Below are 21183 nucleotides of genomic sequence, written 5' to 3'. Positions count from 1 at the left end.
CCCCGCTCCGCCCTCTCGCGGTGATCAAGAGGTTCGGGTCACGAAACCCTTCACCGGTGACCCGAACCTCTTGATCACCGACCCGCACCACCCCGCCGACCCCGACCGGGGACAGCCGGGGGCCGGGTGGGGATGGGCGTGGTCAGGGGAGCGGGCGCTTGAGGTGGTAGCGGTGGACCTCGGTGCTGCCCTGGATGTTGTTGACGTCCTCGGCGGCGGAGACCAGCTCCCAGCCCTCCCGACCGACCCGGTTGAGATGGGCGATGGCGGTGTCGCCGTAGGCCGTGACGTCGGTGCGTGAGCCGTCCGGGCCGTACCAGACGAACGAGACGTGGAACTGGCGTCCCTGTCCCTGGTAACGGCGGACCAACAGGGCGTACTCCCAAGCGATCATGCGTCCATTATGGCCACCGGATCATCCGGCGCACAGTACGGCAGGTGGCGGCTCGACGACACGCGGTACCGGTCGCCCGCCGTGACCGGGCCGGCCGGAGCGCGGCGGCCGGACGGTCACCCGGTCAGGAAAGGTGCGCCAGCTCGTCGGTGAGCAGTGCGGCCAGCCGGTCCAGTCCGAGGTCGATCTGCTCCGGGGTGACGGCGCTGACCGACAGCCGCAACGCCTCGACCGGACGGCCGTCGTCGTAGAAGTGCGCCATCGGGGTCCAGAGCACCCCGTAGCGTTCGGCGGAGCGGCGCAGCAGCGCGTCGTCCACCGGGAACGGGACGGTGACCACGACGAAGAAGCCCCCGGCCGGGGTGTTCCAGCGCACCGGCGAGCCGGCCGGGAAACGCCGCCGCAGGCCGGCGAGGAGATGGTCCCGGTTACGGGTGTACGCCGCCCGTTCCCGCCGGTTCGCGGCGACCAGCGAGCAGCCGTGCTCCAGCAGCGCCCCGCCGATCACGGCCTGGGCCAGCGGCGACGTGTTCACCGAGACCATACTCTTGATCTTGGCGAGCTGGTCGGCGAACAACCCCACCGCACCGTCGGCCCCACCGACCCGCTGGTCGGCCACCAGATAGCCGATCCGCGCCCCGGGCAGCACCGTCTTGGCGAACGAACCGAGATAGACCACCCGCCGTCGGGTGTCCAACGCCTTGAGCGTCGGCACCCGGTCGGCGTCCCCGGCCGGGAACAGCCCGTACGGGTTGTCCTCGATGAGCAGCAGGTCCTCCTCGGCGGCCAGGTCCAGCAGTCGTTGCCGGTCGGCCAGGCCGATGCTGGTGCCGGAGGGGTTGGCGAAGTCGGGCATCACGTAGCAGGCCCGGGGCCGCAGCCCCTCGTCCCGGGCCCGGCGCGCCTGCGCCCGCAGGTCGGCCAGGTCCACCCCGGCCGGGCCACCGGCCACCGGCCGCACCGGCAGGTCGACCAGCCGGGCCGCCCCGGTCAACCCGACGTACGTCGGGGCGACGGCGAGCAGCACGTCGCCCGGGCCGGCCCGTAACGCCCGCAGCACCAGCAGCATCGCCTCCTGGCAGCCGACGGTCACCACCACCGCCTCGTCGTCGACGTGGACGTCCTCGTCGACGGCGAGGTTGCGGGCGATCAGGTGGTGGATGATCCCCTTGGTCCGGCCGTACTGGAACAGGGTGCGACGGACCTGGTCGGGCGTCTGCCCGAGGTCGTCGGCGAGGTGCCGGCGGAACCGGTCCAGCCAGCGTCCCGGCGCGTCGTCGTCGAAGAACTCCTCGTACGGCCGCCCGGCCGCCAGCGACACCGCGTCCGGCCAGTGCTGGGACACCTCGTTGAGGAAGTTCATCGAGTTCAGCGCCGGGTCGTCGACCGCCGGGTGCAGGGTCGCCAGGTCCAGGTCCACCAGATGCTCCACCGGGTCAGCCTCCGGTCAGGGTACGCAGCCGCCGGGCCTGCGCCGGGTCGGCACAACCGGTCAGGGTCAACGCGTCGCGCAACTCGACGGCGAGCAGGTCGAGGGCGGCCAGCGCGCCGGCCCGCCCGCCGGCCGCCAGCGCCCACAGCATCGGGCGGCCGAGCAGCACCCCGGTCGCGCCGAGGGCGAGCGCGCGCAGCACGTCCGTGCCGGACCGTACCCCGCTGTCCAGCAGCACCTCGACCCGCCCGTCGACGGCCGCGACCACCTCGGGCAGCATGGTGGCGGTGGCCGGGGCCCCGTCGAGCTGCCGGCCGCCGTGGTTGGAGACCACCACCGCGTCCACCCCGACGTCGGCGGCGCGGACCGCGTCGCGCGGGTCGAGGACCCCCTTGACCAGCAGCGGCAACCGGGTGCGTTCCCGCAGCCAGGCCAGATCCGCCCAGGTCAGGGCGGGGGCGAAGGCGGCCTCGGTGTGCGCGGCGATGGCCGACACGCCGGGGGTGCCGGCGTGGGCCAGGTCGTCCCGGCCCGCGGGCAGGTTGGCGGCGGTCACCTCCGGTGGCAGCGCGAAGCCGTTGCGCACGTCGCGCAGCCGCCGGCCGAGCACCGGCACGTCGACGGTGACCATCAACGCGGCGCAGCCGGCGGCGTGTGCCCGGTCGAGCAGGTCGGCGACCAGCCCCCGGTCCCGCAGCCAGTAGAGCTGGAACCAGACCGGCCCGTCGGTGGCGGCGGTGACCTCCTCGACCGGGGTGCTGCTCAACGTGCTCAGCACGTAGGGCACCCCGGCCGCGCCGGCCGCCGCGGCGAGCGCCGGCTCGGCGTCCGGGTGCAGCAATCGTTGGTACGCCATCGGCGCGACCGCCACCGGCATCGCCTGCTCCCGGCCGAGCAGCGGCGCGTCGGTGCGGGGACGTTCCACCCCGGTCAGCACCCGGGGCAGCACGGCGACCCGGTCCAGGGCGGCCCGGTTGGCGGCCAGCGTGGTCTCCACGCCGCTGCCCCCGCCGACGAAGTCCCAGACCCCGGCCGGGAGCGCCCGGCGGGCCAGCTCGGCGAAGTCGGCCAGGCTGACCGGCGGCCGGTCGACCTCCCCGACGGTCACCGCCCGTCCCCCACGGTGGCGGTGAGCGGGCTGCCGGCCGGTGGGGTGGGCAGCCCGAAGACGTCCCGGAGGAAGGCGGCGGCCTCGTCCTGGGCGCGCCGGCCGGCGTCGAAGACCCCGGGCATGGCGAAGAACCCGTGGATCATGCCGGGGTAGCGGCTGGCCCGCACCGGCACGCCGGCCTCCCGCAACCGCTGCGCGTACCGCTCCCCCTCGTCGCGCAACGGGTCGTGCTCGGCGGTGATGACCAGGGCCGGCGGCAGGCCGGACAGGTCGTCGGCGAGCAGCGGCGAGGCCAGCGGGTCGGCCGCGTCCGCCGGGTCGGCCAGGTAGTGCCCCCGGTACCAGTCGACGGAGTGTCTGTTGAACAGCAGCGGATCCTGGTCGTCGGTGGGGCGGGGGGCGGCCCGCTGGTCGGTGTTCGGGTAGACCAGCAGTTGCCCGGCCAGCCGGGGGCCGCCCTCGGCGCGGGCCAGCAGGGTCACCGCCGCCGCCAGGTTGCCCCCGGCGCTGTCCCCGCCCACCACCAGCCGGTCCGGGTCCACGCGCAGCGCGGCGGCGTGCTCGGCCAGCCACCGGGTGGCGGCGTGGCAGTCCAGCACGGCCGCCGGGAACGGGTGCTCCGGGGCGAGCCGGTAGCCGACCGTCACCACCTGGCAGGGGGTGGCGTTGGCCAGCCGGCGGCAGATCCCGTCGGCGGTCTCCACGCTGCCCAACGTCCAGCCGCCGCCGAAGAAGTAGACCAGGGTGGGCAGCGGCCCGTCGCCGGCCGGCCGGTGCACCCGGACCCGCAGGTCCCCGTCGGGGCCGGGGACGGTCGTGTCGCGTACCTCGTGGACCGGCTCGCCGTCGCCGCCGCCGGCCCGGATCGCGGCGAGGTCGGCGGCGCGGGCCTCGGCGAGAGTCTGGGTGTACAGCGGCCGGGTGCCGGCGGCGGCCCGTGCGGCCCGGTACGCCACCACCTGGGGGTCGAGGGACATGGGATCGGCTCCTATCCGCCGGTGGTGACGAAGAGCTTGTCGATGCCGCGCAGGAACAGGCTCCCGCTGTAGTCGGCCGGCTGGCTGACCGCGAGCCGGGGGAACCGCGCGAAGAGTCGGGGCAGGCCGAGCCGGCCCTCCAACCGGGACACCGCCGAACCGAGGCAGAAGTGCGGGCCGACGCCGAAGGCCAGCGACGGGGGTCCGTCGCGGCGCGGGTCGAACCGGTCCGGCCCGGGGAAGCGGCGCGGGTCCCGGTTGGCCCCGGCGATGATCAGCAGCACGTTCTCGTCCCGGGCGACCGGCACGCCGCCCAGCACGGTGTCCCGGGGCGCGGCGCGGGCCAGGAAGTGCACCGGGCTCTCCAGCCGCAGCACCTCGTCCACACAGCCCTGGGCCAGCGTCTCGTCGCCGGGCAGCGCGGCCACCGTGTCCGGGTGGCCCAGCAGCACCGGCAGGCCGTTGCTGAACATGTAGACGGTGGTGACGAAGCTGGCGTTGAACAGCACGATCAGGTTGCTGATCAACTCCTCCTCGGTCAGGTCGACCTCGCCGGAGTCCAGCGCCTCGACCAGCCCGGAGATCAGGTCCTCACCCGGCTGGCGACGGCGGTGAGCGATCAGGTCCCGGTAGAGCGCCCGCAGCTCCTCGGCGGCCTGGTTGGCCAGGGCGAGCCGCTGCGGGGTCTTGCCGGCCACGTCGAGAAACTCGTCGATCCAGTCGACCCGCTGCCGGTACCAGGCCAGCTCGGTCTCGGGCAGGCCGATGAACTCGGCCATCACCAGCGCCGGCACCGGGTAGGCGAAGTCCGCGACGAAGTCGACCTCGGAGCCGTCGGAGCCGGCGTCGGCCATCCGGTCCAGCAGGCTGTCGACCACCCGGATGATCACCGGTTCCAGCGCGCCGAGCCGGCGCGGGGTGAAGGTACGGGAGAACACGCCGCGCATCCGGCCGTGGTCGGGCGGGTTGACGAACATCATCGACGACTGGAAGGTCCGCAGGATCTCCTGCTCCTGCCAGCCCGGCGGGGCCTGCTTGTACCACTCCGGGTCGCGCAACACCTGGTCGACCAGGTCGTAGCCGACGGCCACGGCGCTGACCGTGCTGTGCTCCGGACGGTTCGGGATGACGCTGATCGGCCCGTGTTCGTGCAGGGCCGCGTACCACGGATAGGGGTGTTGCCGGCCGGCCTCGCTGTAGAGGCCGGACAGGATCTCGTCGACGTCCACGATGGTGCTTCCTCCCCAGGAAATGACCGGGGGGCGACGGGTCATCCCCGCCGCCCCACCGGTGTCACAGACCGAGCAGTCGAAGTGGTACGGCGTCCGCCAACGCCTGGTTGCCGGCGTCGTTCGGGTGGATGTGGTCACCGGCGTCGTACGCGGGCAGCAGCCGGCTCGGCTGGGCCGGGTCGCGCAGCACCGCGTCGAAGTCGAGCAGCCCGTCGAACTCGGCCGCCCCCGGGCCCCGCAGCCAGGTGTTCACCGCCTGCCGGGTGGTCTCCTTCTCGGGCGTCCACACCCCCGGGTTGCCGTGCCCCTCGTACGGGGTGAGGGTGACCGCGAGGCTGCGCAGGCCGCGCGCCTTGGCCTGCTTGTTGATCTGCCGCAGCGAGGCGATGATCCGGTCGGCGGAGTCGTCGGACATCCAGATGTCGTTGATGCCGAGGTGGGTCACCAGGGTCTTCACGCCGGTCTGCGGGAAGACGTCCTCGTTGAGCCGGGCCAGCGCGTTCGGGCCCAGCTCGTAGTAGCCGGGGAAGCCGCCCGCGCCGGGCTCGGTGCCCTCGTGGTTGAGCCGGTTGCCGGCCAGGCTCAGGTTGAGCACCCCGGGGGTACGCACCTCGGGCCGCGCGGCGACCAGTCGCCCGGCGAGCAGTTCCGGCCAGCGCTTGTTGGCGTTGACGGTGCTGCCGTTGCCGTCCCCGATCGAGTCGCTGAGCACCACCACCGCACCGGGACTCGCCGGGCGCAGCACGTCGATGCCGGACAGGAACATCCAGCAGCAGTCCGGGCGGATGGTGAAGCCGGCGCCGTCGGCGGCGGTGGTCAGGTCGTTCGCCCCGATGAAGGTGGTGACCTTGGATTGGCCGTGGAACGTGACCGGGCCGGTGAGCACCGGGAAGTGCAGGGTGACGACCAGGTCCTCCTGCTCGGCGACCTGGTAGGTCAACGGGTCGCTGAGCAACTCGGCGCCCTTGTTCATGGTCGCCGAGGTGGACCCGCCGAACTTCAGCTCCCGCAGGGTGCCGGGGAGGATGTCCGACCGGTCGGTCAGGGTGGCGGTGTTGGGGCGGGCGACGGTGGCGTGTCCCACCTGCACCGCCTGCTCACCGTAGAGGTTGCTCAGCCGGACCCGCAGCCGGTCACCACCGACGGTGGTGCGCACGGTCATCCGGATGCTCTGGTTGTTCAGGCCGGTGTTCGTCAGCCCGACGGTGTTGCCGCGGGTGACCGCCGCGGCCCACGTACCCGCCCACTGCGCCCGGGCGGCTGCCCCGCCGGTGCCGGAGTCGGACGGACCGGCGCTGGCCACCACCGCCGGGGCGCCCACGACCAGCAACACGGCCGCGGACGCTATGACCTGCCATCTCTTCGGGGTCGACATTGAACCTCCATGTTGGGCCGCCCAGGGCCGGCGCCCATTGACGGCACCGCCCGGACGATGGTCCAGAAACCTAGCCGCGACGTCTGACAGGCGTCAATCAACCCGATAGACATGATCAAATGTCCATGGTGGGCGGCCCCTCGCCGTTCGGCTCTGTCCCCGGGCGAGGCCGCCGGCCTAGGCTCGCTAGCGGCGGCGGTGCGGTCGCCCATGGCGCGCACCCCCGTCGCGGGCCGGGCTGTGACCTGCTCGGACGCCAACCCGGCCGGTCGCCACGGCGGGTCCCACCGGGCCGCCCGCGACCCGCCGCATCGAGCTGGGGGCTGTGCGATGACCGACGGGGCCGACCGATCCACCACCTACGTGCACGACGCGCTGGCGCTGTTCGCCGGGTTCGGCGACCGGGAGGCGCTGGTCGGCGACGGCCGCCGGCTGACCTATCCGCAGGTCGCCGCCGAGGTACGCGGACTGGCGTACGCCCTGACCGGCCACGGGGTACGCCCCGGCGCGGCGGTGCTGGTGATGCTCGGCAACGCGGTGGAGGGCCCGCTGCTCCAGCTCGCCCTGCACCTGCTCGGCTGCCGCAGCATGTGGATCGCCCCGGTCACCTCCCGGCGGGAGATCGACGAGTTCGTCCGGCTGGCCCGCCCCGACGTGTTCGTGCACCACGCGTACGCCCCGGACGGGCTGGGCGGGGAGATCGCCGCGTCGCTGCCCGGGGTGCCGGTGCTGCGGCTGGGCGTCGAGCTGACCGCCGACGCCCCGCCGGTCGAGCTGCCCGCGCAGGTGCCGGCCCCGGAGTCGTTCCTGCAGACCAGCGGCACCACCGGCACGCCCAAGCTGGTGCACCACCGGGAGAGCTTCTACCGGCAGGTACTGGCCCTCGCGGCGGACTTCCGCGCCGCCGGCTTCCCGCTGCTGCGGCACCTGTCGCACTCCCCGATGTGGCTGGCCAGCGGCCAGATCACCACCTTGTTCAACCTGTTCACCGGCGGGGTGCTCTTCCTGCGGCAGCAGTGGGACCCGGCCGCGTTCATCGCCACCGTGGACGCCGAACGGCTCAGCTCCACCTTCGTCACCCCGCCGATGCTCTACGAGGTGCTCGACCACCCGGCCCTGCCCGGCGCGGACTTCTCCGCCATGTTCATGTTCAACGTGGGCGCCGGGCCGGCCGCGCCCGCCCGGCTGCGCCAGGCCATCGCCCGGTTCGGCCCGTGCCTGCGCATCGTGTACGGCCTCAGCGAGGCGGTGGTGATCTGCGCCCAGCCCGGCCTGACCGAGGACCCGGCGCACCCGGAGCGGCTGGGTTCCTGCGGCCGGCCGTACGGGGACGTGACGGTGGAGATCCGCGACGCCGACGGGCGGGTGCTGCCCGCCGACGTGGACGGCGAGGTGTGGGTGCGGACGAAACTCAGCTTCCACGGCTACCACGGCCAGCCCGAGCTGACCGCCGAGACGCTGGTCGACGGCTGGGTACGCACCCGCGACATCGGACACCTCGACGACGACGGTTTCCTCTACCTGGTGGACCGGTTGCAGGACCGCATCCTCACCCGGCAGCGGAGCTGGCCGATCTACTCCCGGCCGATCGAGGACGTCCTCGCCGGGCATCCACAGGTGCGGGCGGCGGCGGTGATCGGGGTGCCCGACCCCGTCGCCGGGGAGCTGCCGTACGCGTACGTGGTGCCGACGCCGGGGGCGACGGTGACCGGAACGGAGCTGATCGACCTGGTCACCGCCGAGCTGAGCGACACCTGGGCGCCGGGTGCGGTGGAGTTCGTCGACGCGCTGCCCCTGAACCGGTCGGCGAAGGTGGACAAGCGGGCGCTGCGCGAACGGTACGCCGCCGGCGCTGCCGCCGACCCGATCGGCAGCCGGTCGTGACCGCCGACGCCGACACCGGCCCCCGTACGACCACCGACGGGTGGCCGGCCGACGGCCCCGACGCCGCCACCGGGGCTCCCGGCGGGGCTCCCGAGCTGCGGCCGGCCGGCGGGCCGTCCGGTGCCGGGCCGGCCACCGGCAAGGGCGACGCCGGGTCGTCGGCCGCGCCGCCGGGTCCCGGGCGGCGGGCCGCCCGGCGGGAACTGGTCACCCTGGTCGCCGCCGACCTGATCTCCAACCTGGGCAGCCGGATCTCGGTGATCGCGATCCCCTGGTTGGTGCTCACCACCACCGGCAGCCCGGCCAAGATGGGCATCGTCGCGGCGGCGGAGTTCCTGCCGTACATGCTGTCCAGTTCGTTGGCGACGCCGTGGGCGGACCGGTTCGGGGTGCGGCGTACCTCGATCACGGTGGACGCGGCGAGCGCGGTGGTGATCGCGGTGGTGGCGTTGGCCCCGTGGCTCGGCTTCGGGGCGCTCGTCGCCCTGGTCGCGGTGGCCGGCGGGCTGCGCGGCATCGGCGACCGGGTCAAGCACGTCATGTTCCGACCGGCCGCCCAGCGCGCCGGGGTGGAGCTGATCCGGCTCACCTCCGCCTACGACGGGCTGGCGCGCGGGGTGGCGCTGTTCGGCACGGTCATCGGCGGTCTGCTCATCGACTGGGTCGGGGTGACCCGGGCGATCTGGATCGACGCGGGCACCTTCGCGGTCTGCGCGCTGCTGGTCGGGGTGCTGGTGCGCCCGCCCGCCAGCGACACGCCCGCCGCGCCCCGGGAGGGCTACTTCCAGGCGCTGCGCACCGGCTTCGGCTACCTGCGCACCGACCGGGTGCTGCTGACCATGCTGGTGGTGGTCTCCGCGTTGAACATGTTCGCCGCCGCCAACACCGCCGTCTGGGTGCCGCTGTGGGTCCGCGACGAGTTCGGCGACCCGGCCGGGTTCGGTCTGGTGCTCGGGGTGTTCGGCGGTGGCGCGCTGCTCGGCAACGTGGTCTTCACGATGCTCGGCCCCCGGCTGCCCCGCACCCTGATCTTCGCGGCCGGGGCGGCGTTGAGCGGTGCGCCCCGGCTGCTGGTGCTGGCGTTGACCGATCACCTGGTGGTGGTGCTGGTGGTGACGTTCCTGTCCGGGATCGGCATCGCGGCGGTCAACCCGCTGCTCGGCGCGGCCCTCTACGAACGGGTGCCGGACGCGTTGCAGACCCGGGTGCTGGGGATCTCCGGTTCGCTGGCGTTCGTCGGGCTGCCGGTGGGGGCGCTGCTCGGCGGCTGGTCGGTGGCGGCCCTCGGGCTGCGACCGGCGCTGCTGGTGATGGCGGTGGTGTGCGCGGTGCTGACCGTGTTGCCGCTGCTCGCCGGGCCGCTGCGGATGGGCCGGCCGGCACCCCCGCCGCCGGCCGTCGCCCCGGACTGACGCCGGGCCGACGGTCAGGTCGGCACGAGCCGGCCCCCGGGAGCGGCGGCCGACCCGCCGGTCGGCCGACCGGCGACGGGTCAGCGCTGGTGGCGCAGCATCACCACGCCGTTGCCGAACGCCCGGGTCTCGACCAGGCGCAGGTCGTCGGGGCGCCCGGTCGGCCCGAACAGGAGGTTGCCCCGGCGGAGCAGCACCGGATGGACGAAGATCCGGTACTCGTCGATCAGGTCGAGGCGGCGGAAGACGGCGGTGATCTCCGCGCCACCGACGATCATGTCACCGCCCGGCTGCTCCTTCAGCGCGTTGACCTCGTCGGGGTCGACGTCCCGCACGATGGTGGCACCCCAGTCGGCACGGGTGAGGGTACGGGAGTAGACGATCTTGGGCATCCGCCGCCAGATGCCGGCGAACTCCCGGATCGGGGCGGGGTTGGCCGGATCGGCGTCGGCGGTCGGCCAGAAACCGGACATCAGCTCGTGGCTGCGCCGCCCGGCGAGGAAGGCACTCATCCCGGCCAGCTCGGTGTCGAAGTAGGTGTGCAGTTCCTCGTCGATCCGGTGCCGGTCGAGCTGGTGTCCCGGCCCCTCGAAGTAGCCGTCGAGGGAAACCGACATCCACCCGATCGCCTTGCGCATCGCGCACTCCGTCCGCCGTGTCCCGACCGCTCCGTATGGCCCGGTGCCGGCAACCCGCCGGCGGGGGCGGACAGAATCGGCGGCCGGGACGGCTCGGCGCGCCCGGACGACCATCAGGCGATCCGTGCGGTCGGTGTGATCGACGGCACCCGTACGGTCGGCTAGATTGCCGGCCATGTCATCGACGTTGACCGAGGCCACCGATCCGTACTGCCTGCGCGACGGGGAGAGCGCCGCGCTGCTGCGCGACCATCCGTGGCACCGGTTCGTGGTGCTCGGCGACAGCGTCGCCGAGGGCATGTGCGAGCCGGTCGAGGGGTACCCGGACGTGCAGTGGGCCGACCGGGTCGCCGCCGAACTGTCGGCGGTGCGCCCCGGGTTGGCGTACCTGAATCTGGGTCGGCGCGGGCTGCGGGCGCAGCAGGTCCGGGCGGGGCAGCTGGACCGGGCGTTGGCCTTCTCCCCCGATCTGGCGCTGGTGGTCTGCGGCGGCAACGACGCCTTCCGGACGGCGTTCGACCCGGACGCGGTGGACACCGAGTTGACCGCGATCGTCGGCGCGCTGCGCGACGCCGGGGCCGACGTGATCACGGTGGGCATGTTCGACGTGTCGCACAGCCCGGCGGTCCCGGCGGCGTTGCGGCCCGGGTTGGGCGCCCGGATGCGGCTGCTCTCGTCGCGCACCGGCCGGCTGGCCGACCGGCTAGGGGCGTTGCACGTGCACCTGACCGATCATCCGGCCGGCACCGACCCGTCGATGTACAGCAGCGACGGCCGGCACGGCAGCGCCCGCAGCGACGCCATCGCCGCCGCGGAGACCATCCGCCGCCTCGGCGCCCACCTGGGCACCCACCCCTGACCACCCACCCACCCGCTCCTGCCCCGCCGGCCCACCACCCCACCGGTCCGGCGGGGTCGATCAAGAGGTTTGCGTCATCCGGGGCCGCTGTCCCCGCCCCAAACCTCTTGATCACCGCACCCCAGCCCGGCCAGAGCCGGGTGATCAAGAGCTTTGCGTCAACATGCCGCCAACAGATGACGCAAACCTCTTGATCAACGGGGCAGGAGCGGGGCGGTACCGGAGCGGGGCGGCCGGGAGGGGGAAAGGGAGAGGGGAGGACGGGGTGGGTCAGTCGGTGAGGAGGATGCCGGTGAGCAGGACGCCCCGGGCCAGGTTGAGGACCTCGTCGCAGCCGGGGAAGCCGACCCGGGCCAGGGCACCCGAGCCGGTACGCCCGAACAGGTACGGGGCGATGCTGTAGGGCACCTCGGCGGTGACCGTCTCGCCGGTCTCGATCTGGACGAAGTCCATCTCCACCCGGTCGGCGGGCATGTACCGCTGGAGGATGTCGCCGCCCCGGTCGAGGGCGACGCGCAGGCCCTCGGCCCACTCCGCGTCGCCCATCTCCCGGCCGATGAGCACCCCGTGGCCGGCCGAGCCGTCGGCCGGCTTGACGACCAGGTTCTCCCGGTCGGCCAGCGCCCGGTCCAGCTCGGCGTCGGTGAACGCCACGGTGTGCGGCACGTAGCGGCGGATCAGGGCCTGGTCGTCGGCGGCGAGCAGGTCCAGGTCCTCGTAGAGCCAGGCAAAGTTGATCTTGTTGCCGAGCAGCCAGGCGGCGGTGCTGACGAACATCGGCAGGGTGCCGGCGTCGAGCGCCCCGGCCACCGCGTCCAGGCCGGCGCTCGGGGTGACCCGGTTGGGCACGAAGAGACGGAACAGCGCGTCGACCGGTGCGCCGCCGACGACCAGCCGCTTCGCGTCGTCCAGGGTGGCCGTGCCGACCGGGGCGATCACCAGGTCGATGCCGAACCGGCGGGCCTGGTCGACCAGCGGGGAGAGGATCTTGATGAAGTCGTCCGGGCTCTCCAGGCCGGGGTAGTCGGCGTCGAAGTCGAGCAGCAGCGCCACCCGGGCCCCGTCGGCCAGGGACAGCCCGTCCCGGATCGCCACGAACCGCTGGTCCAGCAGGGACGGGGCCGGCCGCACCGGCAGCCCGTCGAGGATGCCCTGCTCCCGGTAGAGCGCCGCGTACCGGTGGACCACCGTGTCGGCGTCGAAACCGCCGCCCAGGCTGCTGTCGATGTTGTACTCGACGATCCTCGGCACCCCGTCGGAGATCAGCACGTCGGGCCGGTAGGCGGCGAGCAGCTCCTCGGACAGCTCCTCGGACTCGTCGAGCAGCCGCGTCGCGCCCTCGGGCACCCCGAGCAGCCGGCGCAGCTCCCCGGCAGTACGGGCCCGCCGCCGGCAGGCGTCCAGGATGAGCTGGGCGATCCGGTCGCAGACCTCGTTCAGCTCGCGGAACGCGTCCGCCGGCATGACCGGGGGCCGGGCCAGCCGCCACTGCTTGTTGTACGTCGCACAGCCGTAGAAGATGTCCCGCCAGGCGGCGGCCCCGCTGGCCACCATCGCCGTACGGGCCGGCTCCGGCAGCTCGCGCCACGCCTGACCCGCCTCGGGCCAGGGATAGTTCGGATCGGTCATCATCTGTCCTTCATGGTCAGTTGGATGGCGGCGGTGAGTTGCTCGCGGCCCGGCTGCACGGCGCGGTCGAGCACCGGCGCGAAAGGCAGCACCGCTCCGTCCGGCCGGGTGACCCGGCGCGGCGGCGCGACCAGCGGCACCCGTTCCAGCACCGAGGTGATGATCTCGGCGGCGATGCCGCAGGACCGGTTGGAGTCGTCGACGACCACCAGCCGGCCGGTGCGGGACACCGAGTCGAGCAGGCCGTCGAGGTCGAACGGGTAGAGCGTGCGCGGGTCGAACACCTCCACCGACACCTGGTCGGCGAGTTCGTCGGCGACGGCCAGCGCGTCGTGCACCAGATGCCCGACGGCGACCACGGTGACGTCGTCGCCGGCCCGGCGCACCACCCCGCGTCCGAGCGGCACCGGGGCGAGGGTGGCGAAGTCGACGTCGTCGCGGACCTCCAGCGCGGCGGCCGGGGCGAAGACCACCACCGGGTCGTCGTGCCGGATCGCCGACGCCAGCAGCCCGTACGCGTCGGCCGGGGTGGCGGGCACCACGGTGACGATCCCGACGTGCGCGAACAGCGAGTACGGGTGGTCGGAGTGCTGCCCCGCCCAGCCGGTGCGGGAACCGGAGCCGGGCACCAGGTAGGTGACCGGCACGGCGCACTGCCCGCCGGTCATCATCGGGAACTTGTGCGCGTGGTTGACGATCTGCTCGAAGACCAGGAACAGCAGGGACGGGATCTGGAACTCCACCACCGGCCGCAGCCCGGCCAGGGCCGCCCCGGTGGCGAAGCTGGTGAACGCCTGCTCCGACAGCGGGGTGTCCAGCACCCGGTCCGGCCCGAACCGCTTGAGCAGGCCCGGGGTGACGTTGGACGCGCCCACCCGGATGTCCTCGCCGAGCAGGAACACCGACTCGTCCCGGGTCATCTCGTCGGTCAGCGCCCGGGTCAGCGCCTTGCGGTACGACAGCCGTGGCATCTCAGGAGCCTCCCCGGGCGGTCAGCCCACTGGCGTACAGGTGGTCCAGCGCACCGGCCGGGTCCGGTTCGGGGCCGGCCAGGGCGAACGCGACGGCCGCGTCGAGGGTCGCCTCCACCTCGGCGTCGATCGCCTCCCGGTCGGCCGGGGACAACCGCGCACCCTGGATCTCCACCGGGTCCCGGGAACGGCCGTCGGTCACCTCCTGCGGCGGGCGGTACTCCAGGCGTACCGCGTGTTCGAAGGTGTGGTGGGCGTCGAACCGGTAGGTGCGGGCCTCGACCAGTTCCGGCCCGCCGCCGTCGCGCATCCGCGCGACGGCGGCGGCCGTGACCTGCCGGACCGCCTCCGGGTCCTGCCCGTCGACGACGGTGGCGCGGATGCCGAACGCCTCGGCCCGCCCGGTGATGGTGCCGGCGACCGCGCCGGCCACCGGCATGGTGGTGGCGTAGCCGTTGTTCTCACAGACCAGCAGCACCGGCACCCGCCAGAGCGCGGCCAGGTTGAACGCCTCCAGCAGCATCCCCTCGTTGACCGCGCCGTCACCGAAGAAACTCGCCCCGACCAGGTCGTTGCCGCGCTGCCGGTGGGCCCACACCGCGCCGGTGAGGATCGCCGGGGACGCCCCGACGATGGCGTTCGCGCCGAGCACCCCGAGGGAGAGGTCCGCCGCGTGCATCGAGCCGCCCCGGCCCCGGTTCAGTCCGGTTTCCCGGCCGCACAGTTCGGCCATCATCCGGGCCGGGTCGGCACCCTTGGCGAGCACGTGGCCGTGCCCCCGGTGGGTGCCGGTGACCAGGTCCCCGTCGCCGAGCGCGGCGCACACGCCGGCGGCGATCCCCTCCTGACCGAGGTAGGGGTGGATGCCGCCGACGATGTGCCCGGAGCGGACCAGGGTGATGGCCCGCTCCTCGAACCGGCGGATCAGCCGTACGGTGCGGTAGAGCCGGGCCGGGTCGGCGTCGGTCACCGGTCGCGGCCCTCCTTGACGGCGGCGAGGATGTCGTCCCAGAGCTGGGCCCGGGCGGTCAGCGCCAGGTTGACCGTGTCGGCGCACTCCTGCCACTTGACGTCGTCGTCGCCGCACAGGTCGGCGAGCATCTGCATCGCCATCGGGGTGTGCTGCTCGCCGTCGACCTCGATGTGCCGCTCCAGGTAGTCGACGAAGGTGTGCAGCCGGTTGCTGCGCTCGTTGACGGCGACGACCTGGGTGAACATGTCGGGGATCAGGTCCTCCCGGCCGAACGCGAACGCGGCGGCCTGGCAGTGCACCGGGGTCGACTCGATGATCTTCCAGGTGGTGGCGGCGAAGGCCCGGGACGGCTCGGGCACCCCGGCCTCGACCAGCGCGTCGGTCACCGACGTGCCGCCGCGCAGCAGGGCGACCAGCCGGTCGACGGCGGTGGTGTCCGCACCCGCCTCGCCCATCCCCCGCACGTACAGCTCGAAGTGGCTGATGTAGCCCTCGCCCAGCTCGTCGCTCTCCTCCACCATCACGATGTCGTTGATCAGCCGCCGGCTGCCGGTCGGCCCGGTGGGGATCCACGGCACCGTCACGCAGGTCAGCTGCCGCTGCAACGACTTCAGCAGGGACATGAAGTCCCAGACCGCGAAGACGTGGTGTTCCATGAAGGTGACCAACGCCTCGTGGGTGTCCAGGTTGGCGTAGAGCGGGTGCTTGACCACCACGTCCCGGCGGTCGGTCACCGCCTGCTCCAGCCGTTCGATGCCCGGGTGCGTCTTACCCCAGTCGTACCGTGACATGTTCTAGCCTCCCTGCTGGGCGCGATCGCGCCAGATGACCGGGCAGTAGTCGGGGTCCGCGTAGTCCGGCCGCCCGTCGTGGGTGCGGCGGACCAGCACGTCGTGGTTGTACGCGGCGAGGGTGCCGTCGGAGAGCGGGAACTCCCGGTAGGCGTTGTCGCCGTCCTGCAGGTGCAGCGAGATCGCCCGGCGGGGGCGTCCGCTGACGTTGGCGCCGCTGCCGTGGTAGGTGCGGCAGTGGTGGAAACTCAGGTGTCCCTTGGGGATCACCATCGGGATCTTGCGGATCTGCGCGCCGTTGTGCGCCGCGTTCTCGGCCAGCATCTCCTCCAACTGGTCGCGGTCCCGCTCGGCGAAGTGCCGCACGACGGTGTCGTCCGCGCCGGTCTCCGACCACCGGTGCGAGCCGTCGACCATGGTGATGGTGCCCATCTCCTCCCCGCAGTCGTGGAACGGGATGAACGCGGTGAGCATCTTCTCCGACGACGAGGACGACCAGTAGTGCTTGTCGAAGTGCCAGGGCACGATGTTCGACGGCTCACCGGAGATCGGTGGCTTGTAGATCAGCGTGGACTGGAAGATCCGGATCGCGTCGGCCTGCGCCAGCCGGGCGGCCACCGCGCCGATCAACGGCTTGCGCAGGATCGCGGCGATCCCGTCGTGCTCGACGTGGACGTAGTCGTTGTGCCGCTGCACCGGCCCCTTCGACGGGTCCCAGTAGGCCAGCTTCGGCGGGCGCACCGGCAGGGTGCGGTCCCGCTCGCCGTCGTAGTAGCGATCGGTGGCCGCGGTCAACGCGTCCACCTCGTCGTCGGTGAGCAGCTTCTTCGACAGGTACCAGCCGTGCTCGGCGTAGTGGCGCACGTCCTCGTCGGACGGGAGCAGCGCCTCCTCCTCGGCGGTCAGCGTCGGATGTGTCGTGGTCATGCCCCAACCCCTTGTGCCGTGCCGGCCGCGACGGCGGGGGTCACCCCCGCCACGGCCAGCTCCCGTTCCTTGGCCTCGTAGAGCGCCTTGATGTTGCCGCTGCCGAAGGTGCGTGCCCCCCGCCGCTCGATGAGTTCGAGGAACAGGGTGCGGCGCACGTGCATCGACTCGGTGAAGATCTGCAGCAGCTGCCCGCCGTGGTCGGCGTCGACCAGGATGCTGAGGTCCCGCAGCCGGTCCAGCGGCGCGTCGACCTTGCCGACCCGCTGCTCCAGGTCGTCGTAGTAGGCGGCCGGGGTGCCGGCGAACCGCACCCCGCGTGCGCCGAGCGCGCCGACCGCGCCGACGATGTCGTCGGTGCGCAACCCCAGGTGCTGCACGCCGGCGCCGTGGTGTTCGGTGAGGAACGCGTCGATCTGGCCCGGACGCCGACCGGCGTCCGGTTCCAGCAGCACCAGGGTGACCCGCCCGGAGGCGTCCTGCACCACCTTGGAGTTCATCGCCTGACCGGCGACCTCGATGTGCTCCTCGAAGATCTGCGCGAAGCCGAAGACCCGCTCGTAGTGCGCGACGGTGTCGTCGAGCTGGCCGGGCGGCACGCACACCGCCAGGTGGTCGATCTCGGCGAGCAGCCGCTCGTCGGTCCCGCCGCCGGCCGGGGTCGCCTCGATCGCGCCGGGCAGGAAGTCGCCCCGGTCGCCCCGGCGTTCCACCAGCCGGTGCAGCACGTCACCGAAGCCGCCGACCTCGGCGGTCACCACCTCGGCGTCCGCGCCGGTCCAGGTGCGCGGCGGGGTCACCGGCGTCGCACCCCGGGCCACCAGCTCCGCGTACGCCCCGGCGGCGTCGCCGACCTCCACCGCCACGACCGCGATCCCGTCACCGTGCCGGGCCACGTACCCCGAGGCGGGATGGTCGGCGGTGAGGCCGGTGGTCAGCACCATCCGGATGTCGGCCTGCCCCAGCAGCAGGGACCGCTGCCCGACCAGTCCGGTTTCCGGCCCACCCTGCCCGAGCAGGGTGAAACCGACGGCGGTACCGAAGTAGAAGGCCGCCTGTCGGGCGTCCCCCACGTACAGTTCGATGTGGTCTATTCCACGAATGTCCATCTCTCCAGCCCTTCCCCATGTCCCCCCGTGACTGCCGTCCGGGCACGTGCGGCCCGGGTCGCAGCGTCGATCACCTCCCCGGCTCGGCGGGCCGGGCGCCAGCCCCGGTGGTACGCCGCAGCAGCAGGCTCACGTTCTGCCCGCCGAATCCGAAGGAGTTGGTGAGCGCGAATTCGGCCCGGCTCGCCCGGGGCACGTCGCGGACGTGGTCCGCCGGGCAGTCCGGGTCCGGGTCGTCCAGGTGGTACGTCGGCGGCAGCAGGCCGGCGCGCAGCGCCAGCGCGCAGGCCGCCGCCTCCACCACCCCGGACGCGCCGAGCAGGTGCCCGGTGAGCGCCTTGGTGGAACTGACCGGCACCCCGCCGACGCCGAAGACCTTGCCCAGCGCGGTGCTCTCGGCGATGTCCCCGAGCTTGGTGCCGGTGCCGTGGGCGTTGACGTAACCGACCTCGGCCGGCGGGACGTCGGCCCGGGCCAGGGCGGCGCGCATGCAGTCGGCCGCCCCCTCGCCGTCGGGCCGGGGCATCGTCGGGTGGTGCGCGTCGGTGGTGCTGCCGTAGCCGGCCACCTCCGCGTACGTGCGCACGCCCCGGGCGGCGGCGTGTCCGGCCCGTTCCAGCACCAGCAGGGCGGCCCCCTCGGCGAGGACGAACCCGTTGCGTCGCCGGTCGAACGGGCGGCTCGCCTCGGTCGGGTCGGCCCATCCCCGGGCGAGCGCGCGGGCGTTGCCGAAGGTGTCGGCGAAGGTAGGGAAGAGCGGTGCCTCGCTGGCCCCGCAGAGCACCACGTCGGCCTCGCCGGCCCGGATCAGCCGGGCCGCATCGGCGACCGCCTGGGCCCCGGAGGCGCAGGCGGTGCCGACCGAGGAGCTGTAGCCGCGGATGCCGTGGGCGATGGCGATCCGCGCCGAGGCCATGTTCGGCAGGATGCCGGTCAGCAGATAGGGGCTGACGGCCGCCCGGCCGCGTTCGGTGCGGGCGATCACCTGCTGTTCCAGGGTGGACATGCCGCCGACCCCGCCGACGACGACGCCGATCCGGGCCGGGTCGACGTCCCGGCCCACCTCGATGCCGGCGTCGGCGAGCGCGTCGGCGGCGGTGAGCAGGGCGAACAGCACCACCCGGTCGAGCACCTTGGTCTCCGGGCCGGTGGCGACCGTACGCGGGTCGATCGGCGGGAGCACCCCGGCGACCTCCAGCGACTCCCGCGCCGGGTGTCCCTCGGGCGGTCGACTCAACCCGGACCGGCCGGTGGTCAACGCGGCGAAGGTGGCGTCCACGCCCCGCCCGACGGGGCTGAACAGCCCCATGCCGGTGATGACGACGGTCATGACGACGACTCGGCGAGGTAGCGTTCCCGCAGCGCCACCTTGCGGACCTTGCCGGTGACGGTGACCGGGATGTCGTCGGCGTGCACCGGCACCACCCGGCGCAGGGTCGCCCCCACGTCCGCCCCCAGGGCTGCCCGGATCGTGGCGGTCCGGTCGATGCCCGGGTCGGCCCCGGCGGCCAGTTCCAGCAGCACGTCGGTGGTGACCGTGTCGCCGTCGGCGACGATCAGCACGGTGCAGTCGGTGACGTCGGGGCAGGCGGCGAGGACACGTTCCTCGGACAGTGCGGTGAAGTACCGCCGCCCGTCGGGCAGCGTCACCGAGTCGACCGCCCGGTCCAGGTGGTAGTAGCGGCCGTCGGCGTCGGCGTGGACCAGGTCACCGGTGAGGTACCAGCCGCGCAGCCGGAACCGGTAGCTGGTGACCGAGTCGTTCCAGTAGCCCCGGAACAGCGACGGCGAGTCGATGCCGAGGAACCCCACCTGGCCCGGGGGCAGCTCGTTGCCCTCGGCGTCGAGGACGGCCACCCTGGCGAACCGGTAGGGCCGGCCCACGCAGCGGCCGTACCGGTCGGTGTCGGTGGTGTGCGTGATGTGGAACATCGAGTGCCCCATCTCGCTGGAGCCGAGGCCGTCGATGAAGACCGAACCGGGGACCCGGGTGACGCCCTGCCGGGTGACCACGTCCCGGGAGCCGACCGCCACGAGCCGACGTACGTGCGGCTCGTGCGAGCAGTCCCCGGTGTTGAACCACAACCGCACCGAGTCCAGGTCGTACCCGCTCAGGTCGAAGCGGGCCAGCTCGGCCCAGGTCATCGAGAAGCCGAAGACCCCGTCGGGCCGCCACCGCTGGATGGCGTCGAGGACCCGTTCGCCGCCCTGCTCGGACAGCAGGAACATCTCCGCCCGGTTGCCCAGCGCCTGGTTGACCATCAGCACCGTCGCGGTGTGCGGGGCGGGCAGCGCGTTGAGGATACGGCGGGTGCCCTGCGCCTGCGGCATGGACAGCAGGTGCCGGGTGGCGGCGAAGAGGCTGGCGTGTGAGTGCAGCACCGCCTTCGGCACGCCGGTGGTGCCGGAGGTGTGGGTGATGACGATCGGGTCGTCGGGGTGGTGCCGGTAGTGGGCGGGCGACCGGGCGGGGTCGCCGGCACCGGCTTCCGCCGGGGTGCCCAGCAGGGGTACGCCCAGGTCGTGCCCGGCCAGCAGCTCGGTGTGCGCGGCGTCGGCGAGCACCCCGGCACCGCGCAGCCGGCGGATGTACTCGGCGGCGATCTCGGGGCGCAGCTTGCCGTTCATCAGCGCGGGGATCGCGCCGAGCCGGGTCAGCGCCAGGTAGCTCAGCACCATGTCGGCGGCGGCGGTGGCCCACACGGCGACCGGGTCGCGGGGCTGCACCCCCCGGGCGTGCAGCCAGGCCGCCCGCGCGGCGACCCGCTCGTCGAGCTGCCCCAGCGTGAGCGGCTGCCCGGCGGGGTGCCCGTCGACCGGGGTGTCGAAGGTCAACCCCGGCCCCTGCGGGTCCGCGCCGTGGGCCAGCACCCGGGCCAGCACGTTCCCCGCGCCGAGCTGCGGATCGGCGGCGAGCACCCCCCGCAGTCCCTTCGTCCTCATTGGCTGTCTCCTCCCCCCAGCAGCACCGCGACCGCGCCGGTGGGCGTCGCGTCGGGTGCCTCGTCGATCAGGACCAGCAACGCCTCGTCGGCGTCGCCGTCGTACAGCAGCAGTTCCCCCTCGGCGACGGCGTCGGCCCGGGGGTCACCGGTCGGGCTCAGGCACACCACCGGCCCGGTCAGCCCCCACCGGGCGGCGACCTGCCCGGCGACGCTGTTGGGCACCGACTGGAAGAAGAACAGTGGACCGACCCGCCCCCCGGCGGCGACGGTCGACCGGACGTGCGTGGCGCTGGGCCGGTCACCGGCGGCGCTGACCAGCACCACCGCGCACCGGGTGCCGGCCGCCGGAGCACCGGGCCGGCGGTCCAGGCAGCGCCCGGCCACCGCCGCGACCAGCGGCGCGAACGGCGAGTGCAGGAACCCGGGCAGCGGCGGTGGCGGCCCGTCTCCCGGTTCCGGCCAGCGCGCCTGCGCCAGCACCCGGGGTGCGCCGTGACCGGCCGGACGGCCCGGGACGATCCCGG

19 protein-coding genes are annotated in these 21183 nt (G+C 73.5%); 3 read left to right on the top strand and 16 right to left on the bottom strand.

What is annotated here, in order from left to right; translation table 11 throughout:
- Positions 1–142: 142 nt before the first annotated feature.
- The 6 genes from FJK98_RS16515 to FJK98_RS16490 all read right to left on the bottom strand — a co-directional run bounded on the left by FJK98_RS16515 (position 143) and on the right by FJK98_RS16490 (position 6494).
- On the bottom strand, positions 143–394 hold the full coding sequence (locus tag FJK98_RS16515; protein ID WP_089003913.1) for a hypothetical protein: 252 nt from the start codon (positions 392–394) through the stop codon (positions 143–145).
- Between the two features lie 124 nt (positions 395–518).
- A complete protein-coding gene (locus FJK98_RS16510; protein ID WP_240762080.1) occupies positions 519–1826 on the bottom strand; it encodes a PLP-dependent aminotransferase family protein in 1308 nt (435 codons plus the stop codon).
- Between the two features lie 4 nt (positions 1827–1830).
- A complete protein-coding gene (locus FJK98_RS16505) occupies positions 1831–2934 on the bottom strand; it encodes an alpha-hydroxy acid oxidase (RefSeq protein ID WP_145919815.1) in 1104 nt (367 codons plus the stop codon).
- The gene (locus FJK98_RS16500) at positions 2931–3914 is read right to left on the bottom strand and encodes an alpha/beta hydrolase (RefSeq protein WP_145919814.1); all 984 of its coding nucleotides are present in this window, start codon (positions 3912–3914) and stop codon (positions 2931–2933) included. Before FJK98_RS16500 ends, FJK98_RS16505 begins: the two co-directional genes overlap by 4 nt.
- A gap of 11 nt (positions 3915–3925) precedes the next feature.
- Entirely contained in the window at positions 3926–5146 is a 1221-nt protein-coding gene (locus FJK98_RS16495) for a cytochrome P450 (protein WP_240762996.1), read from the bottom strand.
- Positions 5147–5207: 61 nt separating this feature from the next.
- Complete coding sequence (locus FJK98_RS16490; protein WP_194822967.1) at positions 5208–6494, bottom strand: SGNH/GDSL hydrolase family protein; 1287 nt, start codon at positions 6492–6494, stop codon at positions 5208–5210.
- Between the two features lie 357 nt (positions 6495–6851).
- On the opposite strand from FJK98_RS16490, the gene FJK98_RS16485 reads away from it, so the two are divergent.
- Together FJK98_RS16485 and FJK98_RS16480 are read left to right on the top strand one after the other, a co-directional pair.
- A complete protein-coding gene (locus tag FJK98_RS16485) occupies positions 6852–8405 on the top strand; it encodes a class I adenylate-forming enzyme family protein (RefSeq protein WP_145919811.1) in 1554 nt (517 codons plus the stop codon).
- Positions 8406–8608: 203 nt separating this feature from the next.
- A complete protein-coding gene (locus tag FJK98_RS16480) occupies positions 8609–9817 on the top strand; it encodes an MFS transporter (RefSeq protein ID WP_145922809.1) in 1209 nt (402 codons plus the stop codon).
- Between the two features lie 80 nt (positions 9818–9897).
- On the opposite strand, the gene FJK98_RS16475 is transcribed toward FJK98_RS16480, so the two are convergent.
- Positions 9898–10455, bottom strand: coding sequence for a dihydrofolate reductase family protein (locus FJK98_RS16475; protein WP_145919810.1), 558 nt, complete (start codon positions 10453–10455; stop codon positions 9898–9900).
- A gap of 175 nt (positions 10456–10630) precedes the next feature.
- On the opposite strand from FJK98_RS16475, the gene FJK98_RS16470 reads away from it, so the two are divergent.
- Positions 10631–11314: an SGNH/GDSL hydrolase family protein gene (locus tag FJK98_RS16470; RefSeq protein WP_145919809.1), complete on the top strand. Its 684-nt coding sequence runs from the start codon at positions 10631–10633 to the stop codon at positions 11312–11314.
- Between the two features lie 270 nt (positions 11315–11584).
- On the opposite strand, the gene FJK98_RS16465 is transcribed toward FJK98_RS16470, so the two are convergent.
- From FJK98_RS16465 to FJK98_RS16425, 9 genes are all read right to left on the bottom strand, one after another.
- On the bottom strand, positions 11585–12943 hold the full coding sequence (locus FJK98_RS16465; RefSeq protein WP_145919808.1) for a circularly permuted type 2 ATP-grasp protein: 1359 nt from the start codon (positions 12941–12943) through the stop codon (positions 11585–11587).
- Positions 12943–13914: an alpha-ketoacid dehydrogenase subunit beta gene (locus tag FJK98_RS16460; RefSeq protein WP_145919807.1), complete on the bottom strand. Its 972-nt coding sequence runs from the start codon at positions 13912–13914 to the stop codon at positions 12943–12945. Before FJK98_RS16460 ends, FJK98_RS16465 begins: the two co-directional genes overlap by 1 nt.
- Before the next feature lies 1 nt (position 13915).
- Complete coding sequence (locus FJK98_RS16455) at positions 13916–14884, bottom strand: thiamine pyrophosphate-dependent dehydrogenase E1 component subunit alpha (RefSeq protein ID WP_145919806.1); 969 nt, start codon at positions 14882–14884, stop codon at positions 13916–13918.
- Positions 14881–15678 (bottom strand): DUF3050 domain-containing protein, encoded by a 798-nt coding sequence (locus FJK98_RS16450; RefSeq protein WP_145919805.1) that lies wholly within the window; start codon positions 15676–15678, stop codon positions 14881–14883. The genes FJK98_RS16455 and FJK98_RS16450 overlap by 4 nt, the downstream gene beginning before the upstream one ends.
- Positions 15679–15681: 3 nt before the next feature.
- Positions 15682–16605 carry a phytanoyl-CoA dioxygenase family protein gene (locus FJK98_RS16445; protein WP_145919804.1) on the bottom strand — a complete coding sequence of 308 codons (924 nt, stop codon included), beginning with the start codon at positions 16603–16605 and terminating at the stop codon, positions 15682–15684.
- Entirely contained in the window at positions 16602–17714 is a 1113-nt protein-coding gene (gene hppD / locus FJK98_RS16440; RefSeq protein ID WP_145919803.1) for a 4-hydroxyphenylpyruvate dioxygenase, read from the bottom strand. Before hppD ends, FJK98_RS16445 begins: the two co-directional genes overlap by 4 nt.
- A gap of 70 nt (positions 17715–17784) precedes the next feature.
- Positions 17785–19044, bottom strand: a complete 1260-nt coding sequence (locus FJK98_RS16435) for a beta-ketoacyl synthase (protein ID WP_145919802.1) — start codon at positions 19042–19044, stop codon at positions 17785–17787.
- Positions 19041–20657, bottom strand: a complete 1617-nt coding sequence (locus FJK98_RS16430; RefSeq protein ID WP_145919801.1) for a class I adenylate-forming enzyme family protein — start codon at positions 20655–20657, stop codon at positions 19041–19043. Before FJK98_RS16430 ends, FJK98_RS16435 begins: the two co-directional genes overlap by 4 nt.
- Complete coding sequence (locus FJK98_RS16425) at positions 20654–21178, bottom strand: beta-ketoacyl synthase chain length factor (protein ID WP_240762994.1); 525 nt, start codon at positions 21176–21178, stop codon at positions 20654–20656. The genes FJK98_RS16430 and FJK98_RS16425 overlap by 4 nt, the downstream gene beginning before the upstream one ends.
- Between the last annotated feature and the right edge of the window lie 5 nt (positions 21179–21183).

Source organism: Micromonospora sp. HM134, assembly GCF_007833915.1.
Classification (GTDB): Bacteria; Actinomycetota; Actinomycetes; order Mycobacteriales; family Micromonosporaceae; genus Micromonospora; species Micromonospora wenchangensis.
This window is presented reverse-complemented; position numbering and strand designations above follow the sequence as displayed.

Coding starts and splice junctions, on each gene's coding strand:
- FJK98_RS16485 (WP_145919811.1), top strand. CDS start 6,852: ATGACCGACGGGGCCGACCGATCCACCACCTACGTGCACGACGCGCTG.
- FJK98_RS16445 (WP_145919804.1), bottom strand. CDS start 16,605: ATGACCACGACACATCCGACGCTGACCGCCGAGGAGGAGGCGCTGCTC.
- FJK98_RS16500 (WP_145919814.1), bottom strand. CDS start 3,914: ATGTCCCTCGACCCCCAGGTGGTGGCGTACCGGGCCGCACGGGCCGCC.
- FJK98_RS16430 (WP_145919801.1), bottom strand. CDS start 20,657: ATGAGGACGAAGGGACTGCGGGGGGTGCTCGCCGCCGATCCGCAGCTC.
- FJK98_RS16460 (WP_145919807.1), bottom strand. CDS start 13,914: ATGCCACGGCTGTCGTACCGCAAGGCGCTGACCCGGGCGCTGACCGAC.
- FJK98_RS16465 (WP_145919808.1), bottom strand. CDS start 12,943: ATGACCGATCCGAACTATCCCTGGCCCGAGGCGGGTCAGGCGTGGCGC.
- FJK98_RS16475 (WP_145919810.1), bottom strand. CDS start 10,455: ATGCGCAAGGCGATCGGGTGGATGTCGGTTTCCCTCGACGGCTACTTC.
- FJK98_RS16435 (WP_145919802.1), bottom strand. CDS start 19,044: ATGACCGTCGTCATCACCGGCATGGGGCTGTTCAGCCCCGTCGGGCGG.
- hppD (WP_145919803.1), bottom strand. CDS start 17,714: ATGGACATTCGTGGAATAGACCACATCGAACTGTACGTGGGGGACGCC.
- FJK98_RS16515 (WP_089003913.1), bottom strand. CDS start 394: ATGATCGCTTGGGAGTACGCCCTGTTGGTCCGCCGTTACCAGGGACAG.
- FJK98_RS16450 (WP_145919805.1), bottom strand. CDS start 15,678: ATGTCACGGTACGACTGGGGTAAGACGCACCCGGGCATCGAACGGCTG.
- FJK98_RS16470 (WP_145919809.1), top strand. CDS start 10,631: ATGTCATCGACGTTGACCGAGGCCACCGATCCGTACTGCCTGCGCGAC.